The organism is Streptomyces sp. NPDC058086, assembly GCF_042885015.1.
Taxonomy (GTDB): domain Bacteria; phylum Actinomycetota; class Actinomycetes; order Streptomycetales; family Streptomycetaceae; genus Streptomyces.
Genome location: NZ_JBHVST010000024.1, coordinates 23,302 through 41,174, shown reverse-complemented (window position 1 = coordinate 41,174; position 17,873 = coordinate 23,302). Strand labels below are relative to the sequence as shown.

Below are 17,873 nucleotides of genomic sequence, written 5' to 3'. Positions count from 1 at the left end.
GTCCACTTGAGCCAACAGCTCCGATGATGCTGTGATGGGCAGGTCGATGGCGCTGCGGGACCCCCGCGGCGCCTTTTGCATGCCTGACGTACAGGCTGAGCTCAAGGGGCGGGGAAACAGTGCTGAAGAGGGTGTTCGTGGCACCGGACCCGGGCCGGCTGCGGCTGCGCGGCGCCGTCCGGGCCGTCCTCGGCATCGGCCTGGCGGTGGCCCTGTGCGGCGTCACCGGTGCCTCCCTCGCGGGCGCGGTCGCGGGAGGACTCGCGGCGCTGCTCGCCCTCTTCACGGTCACCGACGCGACGGTGCGCGGACAGCTGGCGACGACGGCGCTGCTGCCCGTGGTGGGCCTTCCGGTCCTGGCTCTCGCGGCCATCCTGCACGACCACCCGACGGCGCGGGGCGCGGCCTTCCTCGCCGTCGTCGGCGCCGGTGTGTACGCCCGGCGCTGGGGCGCGCGCGGCCATGCCCTCGGCGTCTTCGGGTTCATGGCCTTCTTCATGGCGCAGTTTCTGCACACCGTGCCGGCGCGACTGCCCGAGCTGTACGTCGCCGTACTGCTCGCCCTCCTCGCGTCCTCGGCGGTCCGATTCGGACTGTGGTGCTATGAGCGCCGGATGCCGCCCGCCGGGGCGCTCGCCCCTTCGGCCGGCCGGGGCCTCGCCCGTCCCACCACCCGCCAGGCGGTCCAGGCCGTCGTGGCCGCCGCCTTCGCCCTGGGCGTGGGAAGCCTGCTGTCCCAGGAGCGCTGGTACTGGGCCGTCGGCGCCGCCTGGTGGATCTTCGTCAACACCACCTCGCGCGGCGAGACCCTGATCCGCGGCTACCGCCGGGTCCTCGGAACGGTGATCGGCATCGCCCTCGGGGCCTCGGCCGTCGTCCCACTGCACGGTGCGCCCGTACCGACCGTGGCCCTGCTCGCCGTGTGTGTGTTCGTCATCTTCTACAGCGCCGCGGTCTCGTACACCTGGATGATGCTCGCGGTGACGGTGATGGCCGAGCTGCTCTACGGGATGTTCGGCGTGCTGGACCAGCATCTGGTCGTCCTGCGTCTGGCGGAGACCGGCATCGGGGCGATCGGCGCCGCGCTGGCGGTGCTGCTCGTGCTGCCGATCACCACGCACGCCACGACGGACGCCTGGATCGTGCGGGCGATCCAGTGCGTCCACGCCTGCACGACCGAGGCCGCGGCCCGGCTGAACGGCTCCGCCACCGCCGACCCCGCGGCACGCGTCGCGGAGCTGGAGACGGTGCTGAACAAGGTGCGGCTCTCGCTCACGCCCCTTCTGCACCCGCTCAATCCCCTGCGCGCCCGTGGCCGGAGGGCGCGCCAGGTACTCGCGGCGCTGAACACCTGCGCGCGGGAGGTACGGGGCCTTGCCGCCATCGCGTCGGACCCCGTGGCCTCCTGCGACGACCGTCTCACCGTCGCGTGCGAGCGCGTCGAGAGAGCCGTCGAGGCACTCACCTCACCCGGACCGCGGCGGATCTCGGTCCAGGCCGACGCACCTTCCCTGGAAGAGCCGGTACTCGCACACCTGCACGGGCTCGAGCGGGCGCTCGCCGAACTCGCCGCGCCCCTCCTGCACCCCCGTGCTTCGAGCACCGTTCGCGTCTGACACACGCGAGGCAGATGTACGGACCACGTAGAGGGTGGATCACCGCCCGGGCGGGGTAACCCCGCGGCTATCAGACGCACGGAACCCGCGGACCGTGCGGGAGCGGCCCGCGGGCGAAACCGCTTGGGGGTGGCACCATGCGGGATTTCCCGCGAGGAACCGGACAGTCAGAGCGCTTCGGCGACGACGGGAGCGCGCGGTACCCGACGCCGTGGGCCGAGGGGCCGGGCGGCTGGCTGGACCGTGTTCCGGCAGGTCGCAGGGCGCACGGCGCGACCCCGACCGCACTGCCGTACGCGATCGGTCCCCGGCGGGCGGAGCTGTCCGTCCCGGGTCTCGCAGGACGCCTGATACCCGTGCCGGGCCGTCCCGCCGCTCCGACGTCGCACGACGACTCCCCGCCGTACGCACTCCTGCGCGCCGCCGCCGAGTTCCTCACCCTCCGCCACACCGAGGAGCGCCTCGGCGACCCGGCCCGGCGCATCGCCGCCGCGCGGGCCGAGATCGCGGAGACCGGCACGTACCGCCACACCACCGAGGAACTCGCCTTCGGCGCCCGCGTGGCCTGGCGCAACGCCAACCGCTGCATCGGGCGCCTGTACTGGCGCTCCCTGTGCGTACGCGACCGCCGGGACGTGCGGACGCCTGAGGATGTCGCCGAGGCGTCGGCGGACCATCTGCGGGAGGCCGCGGGCGAGGGCCGGATCAGGGCGCTCATCACCGTCTTCGCGCCAGACCGGCCGGGCCGCCCCGGGCCACGGATCTGGAACGAACAGCTCATCCGGTACGCCGGCTACGCCCGCCCGGACGGCGGCGTGACCGGCGACCCGCGCAACGCGGGCCTCACCGCGCTGGCCCGGCGACTCGGCTGGCCCGGCGGCCCAGGAACCCCGTTCGACGTCCTGCCGCTGGTGATCCAGGGCGCCGACGGCAAGCCCGACGACGAACCCCGGTGGTTCACGCTGCCGCAGGACGCGGTGCTCGAAGTGGAGCTCGCCCACCCCGAGTACATCTGGTGGCGCTCGCTCGGACTGCGCTGGCACGCCGTGCCCGCGCTCGCCAACATGTGCCTGGAGATCGGCGGCGTCTGCTACCCGGCGGCCCCGTTCAACGGCTGGTACATGGGCACCGAGATAGGCGCCCGCAACCTCGCCGACACCGACCGCTACAACCTCCTGCCGTACCTCGCGGACCGCCTGGGCCTCGACACCCGCACCGACCGCTCGCTGTGGAAGGACCGCGCGCTCGTCGAACTCAACCGCTCCGTCCTGCACTCCTTCGACCACGCGGGCGTCACCGTCGCCGACCACCACACCGAGTCCAGGCGCTTCCTGACCCACCTCGGCCGCGAGGAGCGCAAGGGCCGCCGGGTCGGCGCGGACTGGTCGTGGATCGTGCCGCCCATCTCCGGCAGCGCCACACCTGTCTTCCACCGCACCTACGAGACCGTGGAACGGCATCCCGCGTACGTCCACCACCCGGAGGCGCGCGCACGGGCGCTCGGGGAGACGGGCGGGACCTTGGTCTAGACCGCTGGTCGTCGACTGCTACCGTCGGCCCCGGACAGCGCGGGACCGAGAGGGGAACGGCAGTGACAGACGGCGGCACACGGGAACACCGGGCGTTCATCGGCTCGTTCACGGCGGCGGGAGGCCCCGGCGTCCTCACCGCGGCCGTGGACCGCGGCAGCGGCGCGCTGACCCTCCTGAGCGCGGCGGACGGCGTACCCGATCCCTCCTACCTCGCCCTGTCGCCCGCCCACGACATGCTCTACGCGGTCAGCGAGACGGCCGACGGCGCGGTGGCCGCGTACCGCGTGGACGGCGACGAGCCGAAGCCCGCCGGGCCGTTGGTCTCCGTCGGAGGCAGCGGCCCCACTCACCTCAGCGTGTTCGCGGGACACGTCCTGACCGCCAACTACGGCTCCGGCAGCGTCACCGCCCTGCCCGTGCGCGACGACGGCACGCTCGTAGGCGCCGCCTCCAGCGTGCTCCAGCACCAGGGCCGCGGCCCGCACACCCGGCGCCAGCAGAGCCCGCACGCCCACCAGGTACAGCCCGACCCGAGCGGGCGCTGGGCCGTCAGCGTCGACCTGGGCACGGACTCCGTGCGGGTGTGCGCGCTGGACGGCGGCCGGCTCACGCTGCACCGCGAGATCGCGCTGCGCCCCGGCTCCGGGCCCCGCCACCTGGCGTTCCACCCGCGCGGCGAACACGCGTACGTGCTCAACGAACTCGCGCCCACGGTCACCGTCTGCCGCTGGAGCGCCCTGGAAGGCTCTCTGCGGCCCGTCGGGGAGACGCCGGTGCTCTCGGGAGTCCCGGACGGTGACGCGTACCCCTCGGGCATCGTGGTGTCGCCCGACGGACGCTTCGTGTGGACCGCCACCCGCGGCCAGGACGTCGTCTCCGTGCTCACGCCCGACGCGGTGGGCGAAGGGCTGCGGCTGGTCGCCACGGTGCCCTGCGGCGGCACCTGGCCGCGCGCGCTGGCCCTCGACCCCTCGGGGCGCTTCCTGTACGCCGCCAACGAGCGCTCGGGGGACGTGACGTGGTTCGCGGTCGACCCGGACACGGGGGTGCCGCGACGGGGCGGTTCGGTGGAGGTCCCGGCGGCCTCCTGCGTGGTCCTCGGCTGACCCGCCCGGCGGTGGCTCGCCGCCGCCCCGCGAGCCGCCGACGTACGAGAGAGCCGACGAGAGAAGGGCCCGCTCCTGTGACAGGAGCGGGCCCTTCGGCGTGCGACGGGTGGTGCCTGGGCGGTCAGCGGACCGGCGCGCCCTGCGGCTGCTGCGGGGCGATGCCCAGCGCCGTAGTGTACTTGGCCAGCGCGAGCTTGCCGATCGCCGGGTACGGGCCGAGCGCCTCGGCGGCGGAGCAGCCCGCCTCCTTGGCGGCCGCGTCCAGCAGACCGGCGTCGATCTCCGGGCCGATCAGGTACGGAGCCAGGGCGAGCTGCTGGGAACCCGAGCCGCGCAGCTGCTCGGCGGTGGCCGCGATCGCGCCCTCCTCGTCCAGCGCCGCCGCCATCACCGGCACGGCGAGCCGCGCGGCGAGCAGCATGCCGGTGATCCCGGCCGCCTGTACGGCCTCCTCGCCGCCCACGGAGGCGAGGATGATGCCGTCGGCGGCCGTCGCCACGGTGAACAGCCGGGCACGGTCGGCGCGCGCCAGACCCGCCTCGGACAGACGCACGTGCAGCGCCTCCGCGAGCAGCGGGTGGGGGCCGAGAACGTCGGTCAGGTCGGCCGCGATCCGGCTCTCCATGACGGCCTGGCGGACTCGGCGCAGCAGCGCGTTGTCGGGGCCGGCGAGCAGGGGCACCACGACGGCGACGGGGCCGTCGGGCTCGGTCACGTCCGCACCGGCGGCACGGGCCTGCTCATAGCGGGCGGTGCGCTCCTCGGCGGCACGCGTGAGCACGGACTGCAGCGTGGGGAACTCGGCGTCGTCCCCGTCGAGGTACCCGATCCGGGCGTCGAGGCCGGGCAGCTCGGAGCGCGCGATGCTCACGACCTCCTCGGCGAGGCTGCGCGTGGCCGCGCTGGAGGTGCCCGGCACCGCGAGGACGAGCGCAGGCGCGCCCTCGGGAGCCGCCAGCGGCTCGGGTCGGCGGTGCCGCCCGGGCTGGCGAGGTCGCGGCATTCGTACTGGCAGGCCGGACGCGGGTCCAGTGGGGGAGCTCATGGCGACGCATGTTACTGGCTTCTTGGGCTCCCCTGTTCGGGGAGGGTGCAGGTGAGCGGTATCCGTCCGCTTTTGTCTGATGAGTTACGCGTGGATCAGAAATGATCGGCGTGACTGGACTCGCCGGTGCTGAGGTGCTCCTGTGCCGACCGGTGCGGGAGTCAACTTCACTTGTCCGACAGGGCGGATGAATCCCCCTTTCTGGGCATGGATGGCGAGGTTGTGCCCTTTTCTGCCCTCACGTACAGCATGTGTTCGTCGCGGGGGAGCGTGAGCCGGTCGCTCGCCAGGTCGACGGCGATACGTACGGCGCCGTCCAGCGGGGTGCCCGCGGCCGCTACCTGCCGGGCGTGCGGCAACCGCTCCGTCAGCTCCGCGCGCAGCGGTACGAGGAGCGGGTCGCCCATCTTGAACAGGCCCCCGGTGAGGGCGACTCGGTCCTCGCCGGTGTCCGGGCAGACGGCGGCCGCGGAGTCGGCCAGGTGCCGGGCTGCGGCGCGCAGCACGTCGCGCGCGACGGGGTCGCCGATGGCGGAGGCGGCGCACGCGGCCACTTCGGGCGCGAAGGAGGCGAGTACGGCGGGCCGGTCGGTGCGCGGATACAGCTTGCCGGGCAACCCGGCCACCGGCCCGAACATCTCCTCGGCCCGCGCCAGCAGCTCCGCCGACCCGCCGGGGCGCCCGTCGAAGGCCCGCAGGGCCGCCTCGAGCCCGGCGCGGCCGATCCACGCCCCACCGCCGCAGTCACCGAGCAGGTGGCCCCAGCCGTCCGCCCTGCGCCAGCTCCCCAGATCGGTGCCGACCGCGATCATGCCGGTGCCCGCGGCGATCACCGCGCCCGGCCGGGGGCCGAGCGCGCCCACGTACGCGGTCACCGCGTCGGCGGCCAACGCGAGGCGCCGCACGTCGAGTTCGCGCTCCAGCGCGCGGGGCAGCTCGGCACGCAGTGCGTCGCCGAGGGTGGCGAGCCCCGCCGCTCCGACGGCGACGGCCCCGAGTTCCTCCGTCCCGGTGGCGGCCATCAACTGTCGGGCCATCGGAAGCAGTTGCTCCAGCAGATGTCCGGCGTCGATGCCGCGCGGGCCCGTTCGGACCGGCTCCTTGGAGGTCAGTGGAACGCCGACGACATGCCCGTGCACGGCCAGCGCCGCCCGCAGCCCCGAGCCGCCCGAGTCCACCGCCAGCACACCGGCCGACGCCTGGGAGGGACGCAACAGGCTCCCCTCCTCTCTGCTGACCGGCCGGACGGGCGATCTCAGGGCGATCGGCCGGACCGGCTCGATGATCTCGGCGAGGAGGAAGACTAGCGCCGGGAGGCGGGTCCGCGCGCGGCGCTCGTCCGTATGAATCCGTAGGAATGCGTCACGGCGTGTGCCAGTAGAGTGGCACGTCGTGGCACCACGACCCTTGCATGAACTCATCGAAGCAGGCTGGGCGAAGGCTCTGGAACCTGCGGCCGAACGTATCGCCGCCATGGGGGACTTCCTCCGGGCCGAGATAGCGGCAGGCCGGACCTATCTACCGGCCGGGGCGAATGTCCTACGGGCCTTCCAGCAGCCTTTCGACGACGTCCGCGTGTTGATCGTCGGCCAGGATCCCTACCCCACGCCGGGGATGGCCATCGGGCTGAGTTTCGCCGTGTCGCCCGAGGTGCGTTCACTGCCGGGCAGTCTGGAGAACATCTTCCGGGAACTGCACACCGACCTGGGGCTGCCCAGGCCGTCCAACGGCGATCTGACGCCCTGGACCGAGCAGGGGGTGCTGCTGCTCAACAGGGCGCTGACGACGGCGCCCCGCCAGCCCGCGGCGCACCGGGGCAAGGGCTGGGAAGAGGTCACGGAGCAGGCGATCCGGGCGCTGGTCGCGCGGGAGAAGCCGCTGGTGTCGATCCTGTGGGGGCGTGACGCCCGCAATCTGCGGCCGCTGCTCGGGGATCTGCCGGCGATCGAGTCCGCGCACCCCTCACCGATGTCGGCCGATCGCGGCTTCTTCGGCTCGCGTCCGTTCAGCCGGGCCAACGAGCTGTTGGAGAGGCAGGGCGTCCAACCGGTGGACTGGCGCCTGCCGTAGAGCGGTCACCGGATCTCGTGCCGCCCTCGCGGGTTCCGGGGCGCGTACGGGTTCTGTGGGCAGGGGCGGGGCGGGCATCGGTGCGCGGCGGTGCCCGCCGGAAGGCGCGGGACTCGCCACCGTCGTGGACGGCGAACCCGATCCGGCCGTCGCCGGCGAGTCCGTGACGGAGCGTCAGCCGCCCCGCTCGCCGTCACCGCGACCCCGCCCCGGGGCCGGCGGCCGCCCGAGCTCCCGTCGGATTTTCGGGCGGCATGGTGCAACCCCGCCATCGCCGAGCGCGTCGACGTGCACGAGACTGTGCTCCGCGAGTGCATCCCGCAGCTCGTCCGCACCGACCCGGGAGGGACCAACAGCATGATCATTTTTGGCACCAGGGGATACCTGTACCAGCTCGCGATACTGACGCTGGTGTGTGGCCACTGCGGCAACCCCTCCGCGCACACGCTCCGGAAGCGTGTCACGAAGTTCACGCTGTTCTTCGTGCCGCTGTTCCCGATCTCGTCGAAGTACGCGACGCAGTGCACCTTCTGCGGCGCGGAGCAGAAGGCGACCAAGGAGCAGGCGGAGCAGCTGCAGGCGCAGGCCGCGAGCGCCCACGCCGCCCAGCAGTACGGCCAGCCGCAGCAGCCCCAGCAGCCGTACCAGGCCTGAGCCGGGGGCGGGGACCGGCGCGGCGGTACGTCGACGGCGCCGTGCTCCCCGCGGACGGCGCCGGTCCGCCGCCGACCCCTTCCGTATGAGTCGTCCAGACTGCATTCCGTGCCGTATCGGTCGGAAATTGCCCTCGCGGGGCAATGATGGACTACTTGGACATGGCGTCTCGACGGAAGGGAACCCTCATGGGTCTGATCGGATCGATCGGCCTGATCCTGCATCCCCGGCGCAATCCGGGACCGGTCATCGAGTCGGTCGTGCAGTGGGCCCGCAAGAACGAGGCCGAGGTGCTGGGGCTGCCGGACGAGGTGGGCCGTATCGACTGCAGCGCCGTGGCCGTACCGGCTCAGGACCTCGTCGCCCGGGCCGATCTGATCGTCAGTCTCGGCGGGGACGGGACGATGCTCCGTTCCATGAGGCTGCTGTCCGGAAGTGCCACTCCGGTGCTCGGCGTCAACCTGGGCCGGCTGGGCTTCCTCGCGGAGATCGATGTCGACGAGCTCCAGCCGGCGCTGGACCGGATCGACAGCGGTCAGTTCACCACCGAGGCCCGGATGGCCGTACGAACGCGCCTCCCGGACGGGCGCGAGGTCCGTGCGTTCAACGACATCGCCCTCGTACGGGTACCCGGCAGCGGCATGGCCGCCATCGCGATCCGGCTCCAGGGCGAGGAGTTCATCCGCTACGCCGCCGACGCCGTCGTCGTCTCCACGTCGACCGGATCGACGGCCTACAGCTTCGCCGCGGGCGGCCCGATCCTCTCCCCCCGGGTCGAAGCCATCCTGGTCGTTCCCGCCAGCGCGCACTCGTCGTTCGACCGGGCGCTCGCCCTGCCCGCGGACGAGGACGTCACGCTCGAACTGCTCCCCACGACCGGGCGATTGGCGGTCGAGGTCGACGGCGAGGTGCTCGGCTATCTCGACGCGGGCGATTGGATCACTGTGACGGCATGCCCCGCGGCGGCTCATGTCGTGCGCCTGGGCGGTACGACGTTCTACCAGCGAGCACGCAGAAAACTCGGCATCAAAGGAAGTATCGAAGCGGGCGGGCGAACCTCCCAGGACTCCGCCGACACCTCGACGGGGCCCTGACGCGCAGGCCGGGGAACGCGTCTTGAGCGGCACAGCGGCCGACCCGGGGGTGGCGGCCTTGGGTAGGGTGGGCCGCCGACGGAAGGGTCCACGTCATGACCGCACCGCAGACCCGGCGGCCTACGCTGATGGTCGTCCACGCGCATCCGGACGACGAGGCCAGTCAGACGGGCGGCACGCTCGCCCGATACGCGGCCGCCGGGGTTCGTACGGTTCTCGTCACCTGCACCGACGGTGCGCAGGGCGACGGAGCCGGCAGCAGCAAGCCCGGCGACCGCGACCACGAACCGGCGCGGGTCGCCGCACGGCGCTCCGGCGAGCTCGCCGAGTCGGGGGCCGCGCTCGGCATCAGTGACCTGGTCCGGCTGGACCACCCCGACTCCGGCGTGCCCGACTCGGCGGACGACGTCGATCCTCACGCGTTCAGCAGGATGGAGGGCGAACCGGTCGTCCGGCGGCTAGAGGCGCTGATGCGGGAGTACCGGCCGGATGTGATCGTGACGTATCCGCCCAACGGGTTCTCGAACCATCCCGATCATGTCCGTACGCACGAGCTGACCGTCGCCGCCTTCGAGCGGATCAAGCGGTCCGGCGGACTTCACCCTCACAACGATCACAGCGATCAGAACGAGGAGGGCGGCCGGCACCCGCGGAGCCTGCCGAAGCTGTACTACATCGCCGTGTCGCTCTCGAGCCTGAAAGCGGTGCGCGCCCTGGCAGAGGCCGCCCTGGGACCCGACGCCTGGATCCCCCCGCTCGACGTCGCCGTCGACGACGACACCGTGACCGCGGCCGTGGATGTCTCCGACTTCTGGCCGCACAAGCTGCGGGCCCTGGCGGCCCACGCCAGCCAGGCGGACGCCGCGGCCCTGCTGAGGCTCTTCAGCGTGCCCGGGGACGAGGGCCGGGTCGAGGAGTACGTGCGGGCCCACCCGCCGTGGACCGGCGGCACACGGGAGAGCGATCTGTTCGAGGGCGCCCGCGAGACGCCCTGAACCGTACGGCCTCGCCCTGACCGGGGCTCAGTCCTGCCGTCCGACCCCTTGAAGCGCCGCCCGTTGCCGCGCGGCACGCACCGCCGCCGACAGCGACGCGATGTCGTACGCGCCGTGGTGGCGGCGGCCGTTGACGAAGAACGTCGGGGTGCCCGAGACACCGCTGAGGTCGGCGGACTCCACGTCCGCCGCGACCCGGGCCGTTCCCGTGCCTTCGCGGAGATCCTTGCGGAAGCGTTCGGTATCGAGGCCGATCTCCTCGGCGTAGCGGAGCAGGTCCTTCGGCCGCAGGTCACCCTGGTGCTGCATCAGCAGATCGTGCATCTCCCAGTACCCGTCCTGGTGGGCCGCGGCCTCGGCGGCCTCGGCGGCGAACTGGGCGTTCGGATGGACGTCGGTCAGCGGCAGATGCCGCCACACGTAGCGCACGTCGCCGAAGTCGGCGAGCAGCTCACGCACCACAGGCTCGGCCAGGCCGCAGTACGAGCACTCGAAGTCCCCGTACTCGACGAGCGTCACGGGCGCCTCCAGCGGGCCGCGTACATGGTCGCGGTCCACGTCCACGGGGTCGCTGAGGTCGACGATGGTGGTGCCCGTGCCGAGCAGGGCCCGGATGCGGGAACGCTTGGGGAGGGCGCCGATCGCCGAGGTGACCAGCCAGGTGAGGACGAACGAGCAGACCACGGCGGCGAGAATGCCGATCTTCGCCTCCGCCAGCCGGGCCCCGTCGAAGGCGAGCGTCGCGATCAGCAGGGACACGGTGAACCCCACCCCCGCCAGGGTGCCGCCCGCGGTGATGGCGCCCCAGCCGACCGGCGGGTGCAGACGCCCACGGCTGGCGCGTGTGGTGAGCCAGGTGGCGCCGACGATGCCGAGCGGCTTGCCGAGCACGTAGCCGAGGAGGATGCCGAGGGCGATCGGCGAGGCGAAGGCATGGGCCAACTGGCTGCCGCTGACGGTGATGCCGGCGTTGGCGAGGGCGAACAGCGGCACGATCACATAGCTCGTCCAGGGGTGGAACATCCGCGTGAGCCGGTCGTTGGGCGAGAGCGTCGAGGCGATTCCGCGCCGTACGGAGCGCTCCAGTTCCGGGGTGGGCTGCTCACGGAAGCGCCGGAACAGACGGCTGGCTCGTTCCAGGTCGACGCGCTCGGCCGGGTAGGCGTAGGTGAGCAGGCCCATCGCGAGCCCGGTCACGACCGGGTCCACCCCCGACTTGAGCAGCGCGACCCACACCGCCGCGCCCAGCACCGCGTACAGGGCGGGAAGCCGCATCCCGAGTGTGCGCCGCACCAGCACGACGGCCGCGAAGAGGCCGAGCGCCGTGAGCAGCGCGGGCAGAGCCAGGGTGCCGCTGTAGGCGACGGCGATCACGGCCAGCGCCAGGAAGTCGTCCACGACGGAGATGGTGAGGATGAAGACCCGGAGACTGTCGGGCAGCCGTGCTCCGAAGAGGGCGAGCATGCCCAGGGCGAAGGCCGTGTCCGTCGACATGGCGGCGCCCCAGCCGTGCAGGGAGCCATGGCCCGCGTTGAGGGCCAGGTAGATCGCGATCGGCACGACCATGCCGCTCAGCCCGGCGAGCAGCGGCAGCGTCACCCTCCTGCGCTCCCGCAGCTCGCCCAGGTCGAACTCCCGGCGTGCCTCGAGTCCCACGACGAAGAAGAACAGCGTCATCAGCCCGCTGTTCACCCACTCCCGCAGGTCCAGGGAGACTTCGCCCGCCCCGAGGCGGACCGACAGCTCGGTGCGCCAGAAGTCCTCGTACGTGCTCGGCCCCATGTTGGCCCAGACGAGGGCCGCGAGCGTGGCGGCCAGCAGGACCGCGGCACTGCCGGTCTCGGTCCGCAGGAAGGAGCGCAACGGACTGCGCGCGTCCTTGCCGCACACGGTCTGCCTCGACAGGGGCGAGGTCTCAGCTGGCACAGTCACCCCCTGATTCTCGCCCGGCGCGTGGTCCGGCACGCGGCGAAACGATGCCGGGCAAGGAGATCGGCTCAGGTGTCGGGGAAGGGGATCCGCTCAGGTGCCGGGGCAGCGGATCCGCTCAGTGGTCGGCGAGGAGGTCCCGGATGGCCTTGACGACATCGGCGGGGGCCTCCTCGGCCATGAAGTGACCGCAGGAGACGGTCGTGTGCCGCAGGTCGGGTGCCCAGGCGCGCCACCGCGCGGCGGCGTCGAAGCCGAGAGCCGCGCCCCAGTCCTGCTGGAGAACGGCCACGGGCATCCGCAGCAGGTTCCCGGCAGCACGGTCGGCCCGGTCGTGCTCGACGTCGATGCTGGCCGAGGCACGGTAGTCCGCGACGATGGAAGGGACCGCCGCGCGGGAGGCCGCCAGGTAGGCGGCGCGGATCTCGTCCGGGATCGCCCTCGGGTCCTGCGTCCAGATGTCGAGGAAATGACCGAAGAAGACGTCCGCGGCGGCGTGGATCATCCGCTCGGGAAGGCCCGGCGGCTGGGCCATCAGGTAGAGGTGGAAGCCGACAGCCGCGCCGGTGCCGTGCATCACGTCCCACATGTCCAGCGTGGGCAGCACGTCGAGCGAGGCGAGATGGGTGATCGCCTCGGGGTGGTCGAGGCCGGCGCGGATGGCGACCAGCGCGCCCCGGTCGTGTCCCGCCAGCGCGAAACGCTCGTGGCCCAGGGCGCGGGCGAGCGAGACGACGTCGGCGGCCATGGTGCGCTTGGCGTACGCGTTCCCGTCGGAGCTGGTGTCGACGGGCTTGTCGCTGGCGCCGTAGCCCCGCAGGTCGGGACAGATGACGGTGTGGTCGGCCGCGAGGTCGGCGGCCACGTGCCGCCACATCAGGTGGGTCTGCGGGAAACCGTGCAGCAGCACGATCGGGCTGCCGGATCCGGCGACGGCGACGCTGAGCGCGACATGGTCGGCGACGGGGACGCGCCGGTAGTCGAAGCCGGGGATGGTCGGTGCCATGGTTCGCCCTTTCTGGAAGGCGGGGGGGGAAGGTGAGGGACACGACGAGCCTGCCGGGCGCGAATCAGCGAGTGATCAGCAGATGATCGGCAGGCGATCGGCAAGCGGTCCGCACGTCGTCGGCGCAGTACCGTGGCGAGGGTGTCGGGAGAAGTGAGCCGGGAGAGGTGAGAAGGGTGGGGGTCGCGTTCGGTGTGCTGGGACCGACCGTGGCCGAGAGCGACGGCCGCGCGCTCGCGCTGAAGGGACCCAGGCACCGGGCCGTGCTGGCGCGGCTGGTGATGGCCCGCCGCCGGGTCGTCCCTGTCACCCACCTGGTCGACGACCTGTGGACGGATCCCCCGCCCGGCGCCGTGGGCGCCGTACAGACCTTTGTCGCCGCGCTGCGACGCGTCCTGGAGCCGGACCGTCCGCCGCGGACCCCCGCCCGTCTGCTGGTCACGGACGGCCCCGGGTACGCGCTGCGCCCGGAGCCGGACGCCGTGGACGCCTGGCGCTTCGAGACAGCCGTCGGCGGCGCCGCGCGGCTGCCGGCCACGGAGACGCTGCCGAGACTGGAGGAGGCGCTGGCACTGTGGCGCGGGCCCGCCTATGCCGAGTTCGAGGAGGAGGACTGGGCCAGGGGCGAGCGCTCCCGCCTCGCCGAGCTGCGGCTCCAGGCGGTGGAGCAGCGGGCCCGGACACAGCTGGCCCTCGGCCTGGCCGCCGAGGCGGTGCCCGATCTGGACGTACATCTCGCCGCTCACCCCTGGCGCGAGGACGCCTGGCGGCTGCTGGCGCTGGCGCTGTACCGGCAGGACCGTCAGGGGGACGCGCTGGGTGTGCTGCGCAGAGCCCGGGCGGTCCTGGCCGACCAGTTGGGGGTGGACCCCGGGCCCCGGCTGCGCCGTCTGGAGGCGGACATCCTCGCCCAGGAGCCCGGGCTCGATCCTCCGGCCGGGCCGACGGCGACCGCGGCCCGGTTGTGGACACGGACGGCGGCGGCCTACGACCGTACGGTCGCCGCCGGTGCCCGGGCCCGTTTGGAGACGACGGTGAGCCTGATCCGCAACCTCGCGGTCACCGGGGGCGGTGGGCTCGCGGCCGCCGGGCAGCACCGCATGGAGGCCATCGCGGCGGCGGAGGAGTTCGGCGACCCGGACCTGACCGCCCGGGTGATCGGCGCCTACGACGTCCCCGCGATCTGGACCCGCAGCGACGATCCGGAGCTGGCCCGACGGATCGTCGAGGCCGCCGAGCGCGCCCTCACCGCGTTGCCGGGCGACGCGCACGAGGCCTCGCGGTGCCGCCTGCTGGCCACGATCGCCCTGGAGACACGCGGCAGCCGAGCGCCACGCGGCCCCCAGGCCGCCCGCGAGGCGGAGGAGATCGCCCGTCGTCTCGACGATCCCGCGCTGCTGGCGTTCGCGCTGAACGGGGCGTTCATGCAGTCCTTCACCCGTGCGGGCCTGGCCCCACGGCGTGACGAGATCGGCGCGGAGCTGGTCGAACTGGCCGCCCGGCACGACCTGGTGACCTATGAGGTACTCGGTCACCTCATCCGGCTCCAGGCACGCGGCGCGCTCGCCGACTTCGCCGCGGCCGACCGCCACGCCGCCGCCGTGGACCGGCTGGCCGAGCGCCACGAACTGCCGCTCGCGGGCGTCTTCACCCAGTGGTACCGGGCTTTGCGGCTGGCCGCGTCCGGGCGACCGGCGGGGGCCGAGAGCGCCTACCGGGATGCCGCCGCACGGCTGGACGGCGCCGGGATGCCGGGCCTGGAGCGTGGGCTTCTCCCACTCGCCCTGCTGTGCCTGCGGGTGGAGCACAGGAGGACGTGGTCCGACACCGGTCCAGGGGATATCGGTCCGGGGTCTACCGATCCAGGGGGTACCGGTCCAGGGGGTACCGGTCCAGGGCCGGTCGGGATCGACCTGGGGGTGGACTGGGGCCCGTACCGGCCTTGGGCCGCGCCCTTCGCCTTGCTGGCGTCCGGTCGCCGAGCCGAGGCACGGGCGGCACTGCGCGCGCTCCCGGAGCCGCCGCGCGACCTGATGTACGAGGCGTGCTGCTGCCTGGAGGCCATGGTCGCGCTGGAGGTCGGTGACCGGGATGTGCTGGAGCGGGCCCGTACCCGCCTGCTGCCGGCCGCCGGGGAACTCGCCGGTGCGGGCAGCGGCCTGATCACCCTCGGCCCCGTCAACGACCACCTCGCCGACATCACCACCGCGCTGCGGGCGCCTACGAGTCCAGTTCCGCCCAGATGATCTTTCCCTCGTGTGTGTACCGGGTGCCCCAGCGGTGGGCGAGCTGGGCGACGAGGAAGAGGCCGCGCCCCCCTTCGTCGGTGGTCCGGGCGTGCCGCAGCCGAGGGGAGCTGTTGCTGGTGTCGGTGACCTCGCAGATCAGGCGGGATGCGCGCAGCAGCCGCAGTCGCACGGGGCCCGGGGCATAGCGCACCGCGTTGGTGACCAACTCGCTGACGACGAGTTCGGTCTCCATGGCCAGTGCTTCCATTCCCCACTCGCGGAGTTGGCGGGTGGCGAGGGCGCGGGCCCCGGCCACGGCGGCGGGATCGGAGGCCACGTCCCACGAGGCGACGTGGTCGGCGCTGAGCGCGTGCGTGCGCGCCACGAGGAACGCGACGTCGTCGGACTGCGGCGTGGAGGTCAGGCTCCGTACATTGGCGCAGAGCGTCTCCAGCGGGAGATCGCAAGGGCACAGGGCGTCCCCGAGGTGGGCCATTCCGACCTCGAAGTCCCGCTCGTCACCTTCGATGAGGCCGTCGGTGTAGAGGCCGATCAGGCTGTTCTCGGCGAGCTCGATGTCGACTGCCTCGAACGGGAGTCCGCCCAGCCCCAGTGGGGGCCGGCCGGCAGTTCCGGGAAGCTGACCCGGCCCTCCGGAGTGACGAGGACCGGCGGCGGATGTCCGGCCCGGGCCAGCGTGCAGTTCCGCGTGACCGGGTCGTAGATGGCGTACAGGCAGGTGGCACCCATCACCGTGGTCCGGATCAGGTCTGCCGACGCGTCATGGGACTCCTCCTCGCTGAGGCGGAGCACCAGGTCGTCGAGGTGGGCCAGGAGCTCGTCGGGCGGCAGATCCATGTCGGCGAGCGTCTGCACCGCGGTACGCAGCCGGCCCATCGTGGCGGCGGCACTCAGACCGTGGCCGACCACATCGCCCACGACGAGGCCGACTCGGGCTCCGGACAACGGGATGACGTCGAACCAGTCCCCGCCCACACCGTCCTTGGCGTCCGCGGGCTGATACATGGAGGCCACGTCCACGGCCATGCCGCCCTCCAGCGTGTGGGGCAGAAGGCTGTGCTGGAGTGTGAGTGTGGCGTGGTGTTCCCGTGTGTAGCGGCGGGCGTTGTCGACACAGACGGCCGCTCGTGCGACGAGTTCCCGGGCGAGCAGTACGTCGTCCGGGGTGAAGGGAGCCGGGTTCCGCGAGCGGACGAAGGTGGTGAGGCCGAGGACGGTGTCCCGCGCCCGCATCGGCACGGAAATGAGTGAGTGCAGTCCGAACTCGCGCATGCTCGAGGTCCTGGACGGCTGTTCCACGACCCATTGCGGGTTGTCGGGGTTCAGCACCGGTATGAGAACGGGCTCGCCGTTCACGAGGAGGCCGAGATCGTGCGGGGGAGGGATGAAGTCCACCGGATCGCCGACCTGGGCGACCGCCTCCGGGCACCCCTCCCGGACGGAACTCATGCCCGCCCGCCGCATCACCAGCCCCGTCGTCGCCGGACCCGCGTCGGACAGCCAGGTTCCGTGCCCCTCGGTGCTGAGGACCGGTTCCAGCAGATCCACGATGGCGAAGTCGGCGAACCGGGGTACGGCGAAGTCGGCCAGCTCCTGGGCCGTCTCCATGACGTCCAGGGTGCTGCCCACACAGGCGCCGGCTTCATTGACCAGGGAGATCAGTTGGCGGGCGTTCCACCGGTCGGTGACGTCGAGAACCATGTAGCAGATGCCCGTGACGGCGCCCTCGACGTCCACCAGGGGGAAGAACGACGTGGAGTAGGCGTGCTGTCGACGGGGGTCGGCCCAGCTCCAGCCCAGGTACTCGAAGTCGCTGACCGGCTCGCCGGTCCGCAGTACCTTGCGCATCACGCCCTCGATGGTCTGCCCCTCCAGGCCCGGGAGCAGGTCGCTCAGGCGCCGGCCCAGACGCTGCTCACGGGGTATGCCGCCGATGCTCTCCAGGGTGTTGTTGAGCCAGATGCAGTGCAGGTCCGTGTCCACGATGGCCATTCCCACGGGCGAACGGGTCATGAACCCGTCCAGCACGGACTGACCCATGGCCCAGCGCGTGATGCGCTCCCGTGCCGAGACGAGAAAACACTCGTCGTCGCCGACCTGGAACGACGCGGAAACGCGCAGATTCACTTCCACACGACGGCCGTCGCGATGCGACAGCGTGACCACTCCGCTCCACGGCTGGCCCCCACGGCAGCGTTCCATGATCGCCGCTACGCGGCCGGGGTCTTCGGGCATGGCCACCAGACGGCCGACGGAGCCTCCGACGACCTCTCGGGCCGAACGGCCGAGGAGTTCTTCCGCGCTTCTGGTCCAACCGATCACCGTGCCGGCCAGGGTGATGATCGCCGCCGCGTCCGAGGCCGCTTCTTCCGTACCGATATTGGGCTCTGTGCCGGGACCTTTGCCTGATTCCGGAGTCGCAGGCGTCACGTCTTCACCGCCATCCCCATACCTCCATGCTCGCGCCTCCCGCATCGGCACGCCAGCGGCGCAAGGGACGGTACGTCACGGTGAATTCGCTACCGGTCGGGTCGGCACCACCACGGCGGGTGACCGACGCCGGATGTCGTCCGA

12 protein-coding genes and 1 pseudogene are annotated in these 17,873 nt (G+C 72.5%); 8 read left to right on the top strand and 5 right to left on the bottom strand.

Features of this window, described 5'->3' with window-relative positions:
* The first annotated feature begins 119 nt into the window (after positions 1–119).
* The 3 genes from ACFVWD_RS20525 (at position 120) to ACFVWD_RS20515 (ending at position 4,254) form a co-directional block, all read left to right on the top strand.
* Complete coding sequence (locus tag ACFVWD_RS20525; RefSeq protein ID WP_389597821.1) at positions 120–1,616, top strand: FUSC family protein; 1,497 nt, start codon at positions 120–122, stop codon at positions 1,614–1,616.
* A 137-nt stretch (positions 1,617–1,753) separates the two neighbouring features.
* The gene (locus tag ACFVWD_RS20520; RefSeq protein WP_389597819.1) at positions 1,754–3,145 is read left to right on the top strand and encodes a nitric oxide synthase oxygenase; all 1,392 of its coding nucleotides are present in this window, start codon (positions 1,754–1,756) and stop codon (positions 3,143–3,145) included.
* Positions 3,146–3,207: 62 nt separating this feature from the next.
* The gene (locus ACFVWD_RS20515; protein WP_389597817.1) at positions 3,208–4,254 is read left to right on the top strand and encodes a lactonase family protein; all 1,047 of its coding nucleotides are present in this window, start codon (positions 3,208–3,210) and stop codon (positions 4,252–4,254) included.
* A gap of 124 nt (positions 4,255–4,378) precedes the next feature.
* On the opposite strand, the gene ACFVWD_RS20510 is transcribed toward ACFVWD_RS20515, so the two are convergent.
* A complete protein-coding gene (locus tag ACFVWD_RS20510) occupies positions 4,379–5,302 on the bottom strand; it encodes a sirohydrochlorin chelatase (RefSeq protein ID WP_095856132.1) in 924 nt (307 codons plus the stop codon).
* A gap of 167 nt (positions 5,303–5,469) precedes the next feature.
* A complete protein-coding gene (locus tag ACFVWD_RS20505) occupies positions 5,470–6,516 on the bottom strand; it encodes an N-acetylglucosamine kinase (protein ID WP_389597816.1) in 1,047 nt (348 codons plus the stop codon).
* 178 nt (positions 6,517–6,694) lie between these two features.
* Here ACFVWD_RS20505 and ACFVWD_RS20500 point away from each other — a divergent pair, with 178 nt between their 5' ends.
* The 4 genes from ACFVWD_RS20500 to ACFVWD_RS20485 all read left to right on the top strand — a co-directional run bounded on the left by ACFVWD_RS20500 (position 6,695) and on the right by ACFVWD_RS20485 (position 10,115).
* Positions 6,695–7,372 carry a uracil-DNA glycosylase gene (locus tag ACFVWD_RS20500; protein ID WP_067372796.1) on the top strand — a complete coding sequence of 226 codons (678 nt, stop codon included), beginning with the start codon at positions 6,695–6,697 and terminating at the stop codon, positions 7,370–7,372.
* Between the two features lie 357 nt (positions 7,373–7,729).
* A complete protein-coding gene (locus ACFVWD_RS20495; RefSeq protein ID WP_099946176.1) occupies positions 7,730–8,026 on the top strand; it encodes a zinc-ribbon domain-containing protein in 297 nt (98 codons plus the stop codon).
* A 188-nt stretch (positions 8,027–8,214) separates the two neighbouring features.
* Positions 8,215–9,120 (top strand): NAD(+)/NADH kinase, encoded by a 906-nt coding sequence (locus tag ACFVWD_RS20490; protein ID WP_389597814.1) that lies wholly within the window; start codon positions 8,215–8,217, stop codon positions 9,118–9,120.
* A gap of 95 nt (positions 9,121–9,215) precedes the next feature.
* Positions 9,216–10,115: a PIG-L deacetylase family protein gene (locus ACFVWD_RS20485; protein ID WP_389597813.1), complete on the top strand. Its 900-nt coding sequence runs from the start codon at positions 9,216–9,218 to the stop codon at positions 10,113–10,115.
* 27 nt (positions 10,116–10,142) lie between these two features.
* Here the strand turns inward: ACFVWD_RS20485 and nhaA are convergent, their stop codons facing one another.
* Together nhaA and ACFVWD_RS20475 are read right to left on the bottom strand one after the other, a co-directional pair.
* On the bottom strand, positions 10,143–12,041 hold the full coding sequence (gene nhaA, locus ACFVWD_RS20480; protein ID WP_389597928.1) for a Na+/H+ antiporter NhaA: 1,899 nt from the start codon (positions 12,039–12,041) through the stop codon (positions 10,143–10,145).
* 121 nt (positions 12,042–12,162) lie between these two features.
* The gene (locus ACFVWD_RS20475; RefSeq protein ID WP_389597811.1) at positions 12,163–13,050 is read right to left on the bottom strand and encodes an alpha/beta fold hydrolase; all 888 of its coding nucleotides are present in this window, start codon (positions 13,048–13,050) and stop codon (positions 12,163–12,165) included.
* Between the two features lie 176 nt (positions 13,051–13,226).
* Between ACFVWD_RS20475 and ACFVWD_RS20470 the strand changes: the two genes are divergently transcribed.
* Complete coding sequence (locus ACFVWD_RS20470; protein ID WP_389597809.1) at positions 13,227–15,296, top strand: BTAD domain-containing putative transcriptional regulator; 2,070 nt, start codon at positions 13,227–13,229, stop codon at positions 15,294–15,296.
* Here ACFVWD_RS20470 and ACFVWD_RS20465 read toward each other — a convergent pair.
* Positions 15,271–17,774 (bottom strand): annotated as a pseudogene (locus ACFVWD_RS20465) (SpoIIE family protein phosphatase). The gene ACFVWD_RS20470 and the pseudogene ACFVWD_RS20465 overlap by 26 nt on opposite strands.
* Positions 17,775–17,873 lie beyond the last annotated feature (99 nt).

Excerpts from the sequence above, each read along its gene's own strand:
- ACFVWD_RS20520 (WP_389597819.1), top strand. The coding sequence starts at position 1,754 with ATGCGGGATTTCCCGCGAGGAACCGGACAGTCAGAGCGCTTCGGCGAC.
- ACFVWD_RS20510 (WP_095856132.1), bottom strand. The coding sequence starts at position 5,302 with ATGAGCTCCCCCACTGGACCCGCGTCCGGCCTGCCAGTACGAATGCCG.
- ACFVWD_RS20495 (WP_099946176.1), top strand. The coding sequence starts at position 7,730 with ATGATCATTTTTGGCACCAGGGGATACCTGTACCAGCTCGCGATACTG.
- ACFVWD_RS20490 (WP_389597814.1), top strand. The coding sequence starts at position 8,215 with ATGGGTCTGATCGGATCGATCGGCCTGATCCTGCATCCCCGGCGCAAT.
- ACFVWD_RS20485 (WP_389597813.1), top strand. The coding sequence starts at position 9,216 with ATGACCGCACCGCAGACCCGGCGGCCTACGCTGATGGTCGTCCACGCG.
- ACFVWD_RS20475 (WP_389597811.1), bottom strand. The coding sequence starts at position 13,050 with ATGGCACCGACCATCCCCGGCTTCGACTACCGGCGCGTCCCCGTCGCC.